Raw genomic sequence first — 12,877 nt, forward strand, 5'->3', positions numbered from 1 at the left:
GGGCAAGGAGAAAAAAGGACTACCGGATCAACCGCCGGTGATTTCCTCCTCAACCCGTCCGCAGGTCAGCATCGCGTCGCCGAAGTAGGGATTGCGGATCTCACTCACCTCCGAATACCAGTCGGCTCCCTTGCCGTCGAAGGCCATCGGGCAGTGCAGTTTGTAGATCCTACCGCCGGCCAGCGCGTCTTCGAAGAGGCTTTCGATTTCTACGGTCAGCGCCGAAAAGTAGGTCCGCTGAATGTCCAGGGCATCCGCGTCGGCGATCTGTTGGGCCAGCATGCGGAGTTCCTCGCGTTCGTCGTCGAAGGTGTCCGCCATATTTCCGGCGGCGGTCGCTGCCGTGGCGGCGTCGTCGTTGACCAGGGCGGTGCGCAGCTGCAGGTAATTCTGGAAGACCTTGTCGATCATGGCATCCGAGAATTCGGCGTCCGCCAGGTCGATGGGCTCGTCCGCCGCGGCTTCCGCGGGGGTCGTATTCTCGATACCTACTTCCGTGGCATTGTCGGTAGGCGTGCTCGCGCCGCTGTCGCAGGCGGTAACGAGCAGAATAAGGAAAGCGGTGAGGAGAGAAAGGGGAGTTTTCATATAAACCTTTGTTATGGAACAGGCCCGCGGGACCGCATGCTTGTTCATTGTATGTTATTTATAGCCAAAGTTTGCGGTCAAAGTTCATCCAGGGGCCGCGCGACATAGTGTCCCCGCTCGCGGAAAGCGGTAGGGGCCATGCCGGTCTCCCGCCGGAAGGCCGCCGCGAAACGCGCCGAACTGCCGTAGTTCAGCCGATCGGCGATCCGCGTTACTTGCTCGTCGGTAGTGACCAGCAGGTGTTTGGCGCGCTCCATCCGCTGCAGGCGGTAGAAGTCATTGATGGTCCGCCCCTCCTCGCGGGAAAAGAGCCGGCTCAGGTGGGAATAACTCAGGTCGATGTCCCCGGTGATCAGCTCCGCGATGCTCCCACGGTGTTCGGGGCGGTCGTTGTACACGTAGTCGATGATCAGCCCCTTGATCCGGCTGACCGGCCCCGGCGCCCCATCCCGCAGACGAAAACCCAGATTTTCCAGCTGGCCCCGCAGCACGGTTTCCCGCGGGTTGCCGTCCGGTGGCAGGGCCGTCACCCGTCCGAGTTCGAGGTGTTCTATCCGCCACCCCAGGTTGTCCAGCACCCGGCGCACGGCCATCTTACAGCGGTCGCAGACCATATGATCGATGTAGAGGGTCGTCGGTTGGGGCATGGTCTTAATTTACGTTGGTTAGCGTGTCGATCGTTGAGCCACAGGTGAGCATCGCGTCCCCGAAGTAGGGGTTGCGAATGGCCGACTGCTCGCTGATCCAATTCGCGCCCTCATTATTGAAAGCCATGGGGCAGCGCTGTACGTAGAGTTCGCCGTTAGTTCCAAAGGCGGTCAGGGTATTGATCAGCGCCTGAGAGAAGAAGCCGAACTGCCGGCGTTGTTCTTCCAGGTCATCGGTTCCGGCCAGGGCTTCCAGGTGTCCGTTCAGGGCATTCAACTGCTCCATCCAGTACTGGTGGGGCTCGTCTTCCAGCAGCATCATGTCGACGCCTTCCAGGGCTTTGGCTAGGGGGTCCAGTACGGCCGCGCCGACCGGCTCCGAAGCCACCATGCGGTCCTTCAGCGGTAGGTAGGCCTGCACCAGCGTGGCAAGCTGATCGCGGAAGGCCGCCGGGGTTTCGTCCCGGTAGTCGGCTACGGGCATGGCGGTCATACCCGCTTCGTCCCGGCCCTGGATCCGGACGTCCCGATTCATCATGCTCAATTGGTTGTTCAGCTGAGCGGCCGCGTCGATCTGGAAGGCGCCGTTGGTCACCACGCGTTCGCCGGCCTGCAGGCCGCTGTTGACTAAGTAGCCGCCGCCCGTCGGGTCACCTAGCTCCACTTCGCGGAACTCGTAGGTCGGTACCTCGGCGTCGGCTATTTCGACGTACACTACCGAGCGTTCTCCGGTCCAGAGTACCGCCGTCCGGGGCACGAACAAGGGACCGTTCTCCTCCCCGATAGCTATCGGGGCGCCGCCCAAACCTCCCGTCTCCAACCGCCCGGTGATGAACATCTGGGGCTTGAGCCTACTCCGCGCGTTGTTCACCTCCGCCCGTACGGAGGCGGTGCGCGTAGCCGGGTCCAGGAGCGGATCGATGAAGCTCACCCGGGCCCGGAAGGTCTCCCCGGGCAAACTGGCTACCGTGAAGGTGACGGGATCCCCCACGTCGATCCTGGAAAGGTCGCCTTCGTAAGCATCGAAGAGCGCCCAGAGCCGGTCGAGATTCGTCAGGGTATACAGTGGTGCCCCGGCGGAGACGTAATCGCCTACCCGCGCGCGGATCTCGAGCACGGTGCCCGCCCGGTCGGCGTAGACCGGAAATTCGGTCATCACTTCCCCGGAGGATTCGATCTCGGCGATCTGCTCGTCGGTGATCTCCAGGTTACGGAGCTTGTTCCGCGCCGCCGTCAGCAGCTCGGGGGAGAGGGTCTGCAGCCGCAGGGCCTCCAGCAGTTCTTCCTGGGCCACGACGAGCTCGGGGGAATAGATGGTGGCGATGCGCTGCCCAGCCCGGACCTGCTCGCCGGCGAAGGTGACGAAGAGGCGCTCCAGCCGGCCCCCGAAATCCACGGATTCCACGGCCGCCGTGCGCTCGTCGGCCGCCAAGCGACCGGTCAGCGTGAGGGTCCGTTCGCTGTCTGCTTCGGACGGCTGCTCGGTTTCGCCCGCGTCGCCCGCCAGGCCCACCGCCGTCGTCCGCACGCGGGCCAGGGCAACGGCCGCTTCCGACATGGTCAGCACCGCGGGGTCGGAGCCCGCCGTTTCGGCCAGGGGAATGAGGTCCATGCCGCAGATCGGGCAGTCGCCGGGCTCCTCCCGCTGAATTTGGGGGTGCATGGAGCAGGTCCACGTCTGCGAGTCGCTCGTCTGCCCAGCGTGCTGGTCCGCCGAGTGACTCGCATGGTCAGGATCATCGTTTGCCGTTGAAGTACCGAACAGCAGGTAACCCCCCAGCAACCCCAGCAACAGGGCGAACAGGACGTACAGAATAGTTTGCGTCTTCATAGTTTCTAAATTAGCGCCGGGGCAGGTAGCGATCCGCCGTGGCGATCTGGTTGAAGAGGGTGGTTCGGGTGGCTACGGCCTGGAGTTGGTAGTCGACCAGGTCGTTCTGCAGCCGCAGCAGCTCGTCGAAGGGACGGCGGGAGTTAGCGTATTCCGTGCGGGCGATGGACAGGGCCGCCTCGGTCAGCTCGATCTGTTCCTCGAGGAAGGCCAGGCGGTCGGCCGCGTCGGCGGCGGCGATGCGGGCGGCCTCGAGGGCGGAGCGCAGTTCGTTTACGACGACCGTGCGCTGCGCCCCGATCACCCGCACGCGGAGTTCTTCCTCTTCGCGCTTTGCGGTGTACTTGCCCTTGCTGATCGGAAAGCGCACCATCACGTTCGGCATGATCATGTCCTGCCCGTTGCCCTCCGGGTCGGCGTCGGTGCGCTTCCCCATGACGGCGTACTCCAGGCCGACGCCGAAGTCCGGACGGGCGTCCAGGTCGTTGACCGCCAGCGCGCGGCGGGAGATCGCTTCCTGCAGGGCGTAGATGCGGACCAGCGGGTGGTTATCGTATAGGTCAGTACCGGAGAGGGTGGGGAAGGGGCGCGGCTCCGGTACGACCAGCACCCGGGGCAGTTCCTGGTTCACGAGTTCCTCGATGCGCGTCCAGGCCAGGGCCTCCTCGAATTCCAGCGCGCGAATCTCGCGGCGGGCGGCATTGGTTTCCATTTCACTGCGGTAGACGTCCACGCTGCTCCCCCGCGAGTTTTCCACCCGACTGAGGGCGATCTCCCGCAGACTGGCAAACAGCGTCAGGCTGGTCTGCAGGGTGGCGATGCGGGCTTCCGCTTCCACGATCCGGTAGTAGGCTACTTCCAATTCGTAGATAAGGTCTAGCTGCCGCGCGGCGGCTTCTTCCAGCAGGGGTTGGGCGCGGGCGTCGGCCAGGTCTGACATCGCCGCCAGGGTGCCGGGCCAGGGAAGCATCTGCGTCACCCCGATGCGGGCGATCTGGGGCCCGAGGCGGGTTTCCACCGGCATGGGCGAAATCCCGCCGCCTACCTCCAGGTCCATCAGCTGTGACTCCTGGCGGCCGATGGTGCTGGCCGCGCGGTATTCGTAGTTGAGGGCCTGTAGCTGGGGGTTGTTTTCGCGGAGTAGGTGGCGTAGGGAGTCTAGGGATTGGGAGTTTAGGGGTAGGGATAGGAATAGTAGGACAGCAATGTGGCACAGGTTCACCACAGAGGTGCCACGGAGGGTTTCACAGAGGTGCCACAGAGGCCGTCGGTTCGTTTGCGCAGCCGGAGGCTGCTTTGTGCTGGCGCGGTCGGAGACCGCATCGTACTGGGGCGGTCGGAGACCGCTTCCTACTCTCCGTGGCACCTCTGTGCTTACCTCCGTGGCACCTCTGTGTTTAAAATTTAGCTCAACCATCTCCATGCTCATTTTTCGAACCTCCAACCTCCGTATCCCGTACGGCAGCCTTCATCCTTCTTTTCACTTTAAACTCCGCCCGTAGGCTCCAAAGCACCGGCACCGTAAACATCGTTACCACCTGCAGCAGCATGCCTCCGAAGCTCGGAATGGCCATCGGTACCATGATGTCCGCCCCGCGGCCCGTGGCGGTGAGTACCGGCAGCAGGGCCAGGATGGTCGTGGCCGTAGTCATCATGGCCGGACGCACCCGACGTAGGCCACCCTCCACCACCGCGTCGCGGACTTCGGCCACCGTAGTGGGCTCGTTACGCTCGAAGCTGTCGCGCAGGAAGGTGGCCACCAGCACCCCGTCGTCGGTCGCGATGCCGAAGAGGGCCAGGAAGCCGACCCAAACGGCCACGCTGAGGTTGAAGGTCTGCATCTGGAACAGGTCGCGGACGTTCGTGCCGAAGAAGCTGAAGTCCAGGAACCACGGTTCTCCGTAGGCCCCCAGCAGGAGGAAGCCCCCGGAAAAGGCGACGAAGACCCCGCTGAAGACCATCAGGGTGATGGTCACCGACCGGAACTGGAAGTACAGGATCAGGAAGATCAGTCCCAGCGCGATGGGCAGCACCAGCTTCAACCGGGCATCGGCCCGCACCTGCTGTTCGTAGTTGCCGGCAAAACGGTAGCTGATGGCCGGCGGAATTTCGAGGTCCCCGGCCTGCGTGAGGCTTTCCAGGTAATTCTGGGCGTTCTCGACCACCTCCACCTCTGAGTAGCCATCCAGCCGGTCGAAGAGCACGTAGCCGACCAGGAAGCCGTCTTCGCTCTTGATCATCTGGGGACCCTGCTCGTAGCGAATGTCGATCAGGTCGCCTAGCGGGATCTGTTGCCCGTTGCCCGTCGGTACCAGGATGCGCCGAATGCTCTGCGGATCGTTGCGCAGCTCGCGGGGGTACCGCAGCCGGACGGCGTAGCGCTCGCGGCCCTCCACCGTCGTCGTCATTACCATACCGCCCACCGTGGCCTGGATCTGACTTTGTACGTCGGTGATGGACAAGCCGTAGCGGGCGATCGCGTCCCGCTTGATGTCGAGCAGCAGGTAGGGCTTGCCGACGATGCGGTCGGCGTAGACCGCGGCGTCCTTCACGCCGTCCACGTTCTTGAGTTCCCGCTCCAGGTCGAGCCCGAAATCTTCGATCACCTGCAGGTCCGTGCCCCGCACCTTGATGCCCATTGGGGCCCGCATACCCGTTTGCAGCATGACCAGGCGGGTCTCGATGGGTTGCAGTTTCGGGGCGGAGGTGACGCCCGGCAGGTTGACGGCGCTGATGATCTCGTCCCAGATGTCGTCTGGGCTTTGGATGTGGTCGCGCCACTGTCGGAAATATTTACCGTCGGGGTCGGGCACCAGGTCCTCCGCCGAGGGAAGCGCAGTGCCCGTCGTCTGCCGACCGGCTTGGAGCACGAATTCTCCCTCCTCGTCCACCTTAAAGCGGATGCGCCGCCCGTTCTCGTCGGTGGCGTACTCGCTTTTGTACTGCACCACGTTTTCGTACATCGACAGCGGGGCGGGGTCCAGGGCGCTGTTGACCCGGCCGGCCTTGCCGACGACCATCTCCACCTCGGGGATGGTCGTCACGGCCATGTCGAGGGTGCGCAGGTTGCGCTGGTTTTCCGCTACGCCGGCGTGCGGCATGGCCGTGGGCATCAGCAGGAAGGTACCCTCGCCCAGGGCGGGCATGAATTCCTCCCCGACGCTGCGGTACACCATGAAGCCGGCCGCCACGATCATCCCGATCAGGAGCAGGAAGAGGAACTTGGCCCGCAGTAAAAAGCGCAGGATCTGCTCGTAAAAGTGAATGACCATCCAGAAAAAGAGCAGGAAGCCCCCGGCCACCACGACGATGAAGATAAAGTTGAGGAAGCGGCTGTCGTCGACGCCCAGCGGCATCCAGACGCCCGCCAGCAGCCAGGCCAGGACGATGGCCAGCACCCAGTTGACCAGGCTTTTCGTCCACGTGGGAGCTTGCCATTTACTGGATTTCTTTTCTCCCGCGCTCCGGCGCCCACGTATGCCGTACAGCTGGTGCGCCAGCGCGGGAATGAAGGCGACGCTCACGAAGATGGCCGCCACCAGCGCGAAGGTCTTCGTGAAGGCCAGCGGGCGGAACAGCTTGCCCTCCGCCGCCTCCATGGTGAAGACCGGCAGGAAGCTGATGACCGTGGTGGCCACCGCCGTCAGCACCGCCGAGGCCACCTCCACCGTCGCCTCGTAGATGCTTTCCAGCTTACTCTCGCCGGGCGGGGCGTTCTCGAGGCGGTAGACCATACTCTCGGCCAGCACGATGCCCATGTCGACCATGGTGCCGATGGCGATCGCGATGCCCGACAGCGCCACGATGTTGGCGTCCACCCCGAAGTAGCGCATGGCGATGAAGCACATCAGTACGCCCACCGGCAGGGTGCCCGCAACGAGCAGCGAGGAGCGGAGGTTGAACAGCAACAGGATCACCACCAGCGCCGTGACGAGAATTTCCAGCGTCAGCGCCTCCTCCAGGGTGCCGAGGGTCTCGTAGATCAGGTCGCTGCGGTCGTAGAAGGGGACGATGGTGACCTTACTTACCGTGCCGTCATCCAGGGTGCGCTGCGGCAGTCCCGGCTGCAGTTCGGCGATGGCGGCTTTGACGTTGTTGATGACTTCCAGCGGATTGGCGCCGTAGCGGGCGACCACCACGCCGCCCACCGCCTCGGCGCCGGCCTTGTCGAGCAGGCCGCGGCGCTCGGCCGGACCGATGTTGACCCGGGCGATGTCCGACAGGCGGACGGGGACGTTATCCGCCTCGGAAACCACGGTGGCTTCCAGGTCGGCCAGGTCCTCCACGTAGCCGAGGCCCCGCACGAAGTACTCCGCGAGGTTGATCTCCAGGGTGGCCGCGCCGATGTCCTGGTTGCTGCCGCGAACGGCCCGCATGACCTGGTCGAGGGTGATGCCGTAGACCCGCATTTTGTCGGGGTCCACGTCCACCTGGTATTCTTTCACGAAGCCGCCCACGCTGGCCACCTCGCTCACGCCGCCGGCGGCACTGAGGCCGTAGCGGACGTAGAAATCCTGGATGCTCCGCAGCTCATCGGGGTCCCAGCCGCCCACCGGCTCGCCGTCGGGGCCGCGGCCCTCGAGGGTGTACCAGAAGACCTGGCCGAGGGAGGTGGCGTCGGGGCCGAGGGCGGGGACGGCGTTGTCGGGCAGTACGCCTTCCGGCAGACTGTTGAGTTTCTCGAGGATGCGGCTGCGCGACCAGTAGAACTCGATGTCCTCCTCGAAAATGAGGTAAATGCTCGAGTAGCCGAACATGGAGGTGGAGCGCACGCTGCGCACCCCCGGAATGCCGAGCAGGGCGGAGGTGAGGGGGTAGGTGATCTGGTTCTCCACGTCCTGCGGCGACTGGCCGGGCCAGGGGGTGAACACGATCTGCTGGTTCTCGCCGATGTCGGGGATGGCGTCCACGGCCACCGGGTCGCGCGGCAAGAAGCCTACGGAGTCCCAGTTGAAGGGCGCCGTGGCCAGTCCCCAGCCCACGAAGCCGAGCAGGAGCAGCCAGACGACCAGCTTATTTTCCAGGAAAAAACGAATAATTGCAGCTAACATAATTAGGCCTTAGCACAACGAGAGAAGCCCATCACGCGAGCGGTGAGGGGCGAAGCGGAGCTAAAACCGGGGCTACAAACGGAAGACCTGCCAGGCGCGCGGCACGTCAATGACGAGCGGGGGCGGTCGGTAATGTTGGAACGGACGCAGGGCGGCGCCCCGATAGCTATCGGGGAGGTGAAGGGCCCACGGTGGAACAATAGGGGCGGGTGAGGCGATCCAGGCCGTCGGGGGCAGGGGGACTGCCTCGCTGAGTTGGCGGTCGTCGTCCCAGCTGACGAACTCGTGCTCGTCGTCGCAGCAGCCCTTTTTGGCGGACTTGGCGTGCATGGGGCAGGCCGGTTGGCTGACCACCGCGTCCATTTCGCAGGCTTCGGCCTCGCCGTAGAGTGTGAGCGACTTCAACTCTCCCATGCAGAAATGGCGGCTCACCGTCACGCCGACGGAGCCGACGAGCATGGTAAGGGCCAGGAAGAGGGGAAGGATGCGGATCACGGTACGAAGCTAACGGAATAAATACGATTTGCTTGTGGGTTGGGTTTAACGTGGCTAGGTTTTCGGCGGTTTTACTCGCCTGCGGCTCGCGTTTGGTTAAACACAGATGGTCACGGATCGCTTCGCTCGGGCACGGATTGGCTGCGCCGCTACTTCGTAGTTTCTTGTGTCGCTCCGGGATTTCACAGATTTTGCATGCGCTGCGCGCCTTCCTCGCTCCGCGGAACTTTGCGGTTCTTCGCCACGGTGTGGTTTCCCTCCTCGGTGGCATAGCGACACTTTTCTTTCCTGCACTCCGTGATTCCTCTGTGCTGTATTCTGTGTTACCTCTGTGGTGAAGTTTACTCGCCTGCGACTTGCGTTTAATTAAACACGGATAGCCACGGATCGCTTCGCTAGGGCACGGATTTCCTTACCGATTGGCTGCGCCGTTATATCGTGGATTGCCGCTGACATCCTTGCCAACGGCCCTGGAAGGGACGCACCCATTGTAGCGAGGTCAAGGCCACGCGCCAGCGAGCGGGGGCCTCGCGAACCCATCAACAACACCCGTCCTGAAACCGGTCAAAGAAGCCGTTCAGCATCCCCTGTACCCGCCGCCAGTGGGCGGGGTGGATGCAGTACGACCGGCTGGTGCCCTCCGTGGTGCCCAGGATGAGGCCCGCATCCCGCAGGACCTGCAGGTGACGCGAAAGGGTGGGCTGACTCAGGTCGATGACGTCGGTCAGGTCCTGGCAGATGCAGCAATCCTGGGTAAGCAGGTGCTCCAGAATGGCCACGCGGGCGGGGTGGGCGAGTGCTTTGCACAAGTCCGCCAGTTCGAGCTGCGGCGCGGTGTAGGCTTCGGTTTTCGTGACGCCCATGACCTAGCAGCAGCCGCTTCCCGGGGTGCAGGAGCCGGAAGCGGCAGCGGTGAAGGCGCTCAGCGATACCTTCGGCTTCTTGGCAATACCGCAGGCATCCTTGGCCAGGCAGTCGGTCAGCTTGGTGGTGAGGCGAAGGGCGTCGTCGTCCGATTCCAGGCCGAATTTTTCGATCGTGTGCGTTCCCTGGTATTCCACCTCGATCTCCAGGTTGCCGAGCCCCAGCTCGGTTTCGGCGATCTCGATGATGCGGGTCAGTTTGTCGGGTGCCAGGCGGTGATCGTAGTCGTCCGCGCTCCAGAGCTGCAGGCTGGCCACGCGGTCGCGGCGCACGGTACCGCCGCAGTCGATGAAGTTTTTGGTGACTTCCCCCACTTCGGTCACGTGAAAGTGAGCGGGCACCTGGCTACCGTCGGGCAGGGTAATGGTGAAACGGTCGTTACCGGCCAGAAAATTCTTGAGTTCGGAGAGTCGCATGGAAGAGATCTAGTAATATAGCAATATTGCTATTAACTGCCCTTCAGGGAAAATGGTTGAAGGCAGCTGGCCCTTTACGGAAATTTCTCCGGCGCGTCAGGCGACCTCCGCCAGATTGGGGCGGCGGCCGGGCGCAACGTCCACGGCTGCTCCCCGGTAAGCGAGCAGGCGCAGGGCGTTTAACACGACTACCATGGTAGATCCTTCGTGGGCGATTACCGCTGGGCCCAGGCTGGCGATACCCAAAACGGTCAGAGGAACGAGGATCGCCACCACCCCCAGGCTGATCCAAAGGTTCTGCCGGATGATGCGGTGGGCCTTCCGGCTTAGCCCGATGGCAAAGGGCAGGTTGTCCAGCCGGTCGGCCATCAGGGCAACGTCGGCCGTTTGCAGGGCTACGTCGGAGCCGGCCGCGCCCATGGCGATGCCGACCGTACTGTGGGCCATGGCGGGAGCATCGTTGACCCCGTCGCCAACCATGGCTACGCGCCCTTCCTCGGCCATCAGTCGCTCAATGGAAGCCACCTTATCCTCGGGTAGCAGACTTCCGAGGGGATCGGTGATGCCGATTTCCTTAGCGACGGCGTTGGCTACGCGTTGATTGTCGCCGGTGAGCATGATCATGCGTTCGATGCCGATCCTTCGCAGTGCGATCAGGGTGGATTTCGCGGATGCACGGGCTACGTCCATAACGGAAATGATGCCCAGGTACCGGTGGCCGCGGTGAACGATCATGGCGGTGTGGCCGCCCGTTTCCAGCTCGCTCATCTGACGGTCGATATCGGGGGGAATGGCCGCGGCCGTGATTTCCTCTAGGAGCCGGCGGTTGCCGATGTGGACGGTTTCTCCCCCGTATTCGGCGCGGATGCCCCGGGCCGTAAGGGCCTCGAGGCCACTTGCTTTATCAGTGGGCATGCCGCCGAGCTCTTCGCGCCCGCCGTTGACGATCGCTGCGGCCAGGGGGTGGTCGCTGAGTTCCTCTACGGCCACGGCGGTGGATAATAATTCCCGGCGCGTCACTCCCGCACCCGGTAATACGGTCGTGAGCCGGGGGTTTCCCTCGGTGAGCGTCCCCGTCTTGTCGAACGCGATGGCCGTCAGGCTACCGAGATTTTCCAGTGGCCGTCCGCCTTTAATGAGTACCCCCTTTTGCGCGGCCCGAGCCACCCCCGCCAGTACGGCACTCGGGGTGGAAATGGCCAGTGCACAGGGAGACGCGGCGACGAGTACCGCCATGGCCCGGTAGAAGCTTTCGGCAAAGGTTTCATCGATTACTACGAATGCCAGCAGTAATATCCCCACCACGATCAGTACGATAGGAACGTAATAGCGCTCGAAGTTATCCGCCAGGTGCTGGGTGGGCGACTTTTGGGTTTCGGCTTCCTGCACCAGGGTGACCAGCTTGGCGAGGGTACTGTCGCTGGCCGGCTTCAGTACGCGTACTTCCAGCACGGCGTTCCCATTGATGGTGCCGGCAAAGGCGCGGTACGCTGCGGGAAGATCGGCCAGGGTGTAGGGTTTGTCGGGATCGGCAACCGCTACTTTATCTACGGGAACGCTTTCACCGGTGATGGCGGACTGGTCCACGGCACTCGTCCCCTTGATTACGACGCCGTCGGCCGGGATCTTCGAGTTCGGCTTTACGACCACTACGTCACCGACGGTCAACTCCTCCACGGCTACTTCGCGGATACGGCCATCCGCTTCCTGCAATAGCGCCGTGGCGGGGGCCAGATCGGCCAGTGCGGAGATGGATTTGCGGGCCCGCGCCATGGCGTAGTGCTCCAGGGCGTGTCCGAGACTGAACAGAAACAACAGCAATCCGGCTTCACCCAATTTACCTAGGGCGGCGGCACCGGCTGCCGCGACGATCATCAGGAAATCGATCTGGAAACGACCCGAGGAAACCCCTTCGTAAGCTTCGATCGTAGCGTAGTAACCACCGAAAAAGATAGCCGCCCCGAAAATGCCGATCCCAACCCCGTTTGGAAGATCGGTGAAGATGCCGAGTAACAGTCCGGTCAGCCAAAAGCAGCCGCTGGCCACGGCAAAGTACAATTCGGTGCGCTCGCCCAGGAGTCCACTGTGGGCTGCATGATCCGGCGCCGGGGTAGGTGCCTGAGCGTTGGTGGAGGGGGGGTGAGCCATTGTCTTCAGTTGCTGCTGATGCTGGGGCGTGTGGCCGCAGGAGAAGGAATCGTGGGACGGTTAGCTAAATGCTCTTGCGACATTCCAGCACCCGCCGGCCATAATCCGTCCAGTATTTATGGTTGGTCAGGAAGGCGGTGTTTTGTCGGTACCATTCCTCGTCGTTTACCTCGATGCCCATTTCCCGGCGGAGTTCCTCCCGGAGCATCTCCTGGTAGTGGTCGTAGGTATTGAAGGAAAGGTGGTACAGGTCTGCGTCGCACATCACGTTCTCGATGGTGTCTTCGGGCCGTTGGGGCATGGTAGTCACTTCGATGCAGCGCAGCACCTCGCGGATTCTCGGTTCGGGGTACGCCTCGTTTTCGAGCCACTCGCGGGCAATGTCCATACTTACCCGTTCGTGGCCCGTGTAGGTTTTGATGTGGCCGGTATCGTGAAACCAGGCGGCCAGCATCACGATCTCCAGCTCTTCCTCGTTCAGTCCCTCTTCCTTACCGATTTTGAGCGCTCCCTGCATCACGTTGATGGTGTGGTGGAGGTTGTGGAAGACGCGATCTTTGGGCAATTGGTGGATCAGCAACTGGGTCACGTAGCGGCCGGCGCGGTAAAGAATACTCTTACGGTGATTCATCGGAAGGTGCTGAGATAAGACGGGAAGGTAAGAAGGATCGACGATTGCGGCGGAGCGGGACGCCAAAGTACGGTATGCCCGGCGAACCTTTGGCTTAGCAAAGTAAACCCGATTGCCTACCCGTAATTCAAAACTCTTTCGTACTT

The 12,877-nt window shown here is 62.9% G+C and carries 10 protein-coding genes; all 10 read right to left on the bottom strand.

The genetic code is table 11. The features are described from left to right. Window positions 1-27 precede the first annotated feature (27 nt). The gene (locus tag CLV84_RS11025; RefSeq protein WP_170067671.1) at window positions 28-588 is read right to left on the bottom strand and encodes a DUF3347 domain-containing protein; all 561 of its coding nucleotides are present in this window, start codon (window positions 586-588) and stop codon (window positions 28-30) included. Window positions 589-665: 77 nt separating this feature from the next. Then, a complete protein-coding gene (locus CLV84_RS11030) occupies window positions 666-1,235 on the bottom strand; it encodes a helix-turn-helix transcriptional regulator (protein ID WP_104419850.1) in 570 nt (189 codons plus the stop codon). A 4-nt stretch (window positions 1,236-1,239) separates the two neighbouring features. Next, window positions 1,240-3,066 carry an efflux RND transporter periplasmic adaptor subunit gene (locus CLV84_RS11035; RefSeq protein WP_104419851.1) on the bottom strand — a complete coding sequence of 609 codons (1,827 nt, stop codon included), beginning with the start codon at window positions 3,064-3,066 and terminating at the stop codon, window positions 1,240-1,242. A 10-nt stretch (window positions 3,067-3,076) separates the two neighbouring features. Continuing rightward, the gene (locus CLV84_RS11040; RefSeq protein ID WP_170067672.1) at window positions 3,077-4,291 is read right to left on the bottom strand and encodes a TolC family protein; all 1,215 of its coding nucleotides are present in this window, start codon (window positions 4,289-4,291) and stop codon (window positions 3,077-3,079) included. A gap of 184 nt (window positions 4,292-4,475) precedes the next feature. Continuing rightward, entirely contained in the window at window positions 4,476-8,117 is a 3,642-nt protein-coding gene (locus CLV84_RS11045) for an efflux RND transporter permease subunit (RefSeq protein ID WP_104419853.1), read from the bottom strand. 72 nt (window positions 8,118-8,189) lie between these two features. Next, the gene (locus CLV84_RS11050; RefSeq protein ID WP_104419854.1) at window positions 8,190-8,612 is read right to left on the bottom strand and encodes an HYC_CC_PP family protein; all 423 of its coding nucleotides are present in this window, start codon (window positions 8,610-8,612) and stop codon (window positions 8,190-8,192) included. Between the two features lie 539 nt (window positions 8,613-9,151). After that, complete coding sequence (locus CLV84_RS11055) at window positions 9,152-9,475, bottom strand: ArsR/SmtB family transcription factor (RefSeq protein ID WP_104419855.1); 324 nt, start codon at window positions 9,473-9,475, stop codon at window positions 9,152-9,154. A 3-nt stretch (window positions 9,476-9,478) separates the two neighbouring features. Then, complete coding sequence (locus tag CLV84_RS11060) at window positions 9,479-9,952, bottom strand: DUF6428 family protein (protein ID WP_104419856.1); 474 nt, start codon at window positions 9,950-9,952, stop codon at window positions 9,479-9,481. A 96-nt stretch (window positions 9,953-10,048) separates the two neighbouring features. Beyond that, complete coding sequence (locus tag CLV84_RS11065; protein WP_104419857.1) at window positions 10,049-12,100, bottom strand: heavy metal translocating P-type ATPase; 2,052 nt, start codon at window positions 12,098-12,100, stop codon at window positions 10,049-10,051. A 64-nt stretch (window positions 12,101-12,164) separates the two neighbouring features. Further along, entirely contained in the window at window positions 12,165-12,731 is a 567-nt protein-coding gene (locus CLV84_RS11070) for an HD domain-containing protein (RefSeq protein WP_104419858.1), read from the bottom strand. Window positions 12,732-12,877 lie beyond the last annotated feature (146 nt).

This window comes from Neolewinella xylanilytica (assembly GCF_002934605.1).
GTDB lineage: Bacteria > Bacteroidota > Bacteroidia > Chitinophagales > Saprospiraceae > Neolewinella > Neolewinella xylanilytica.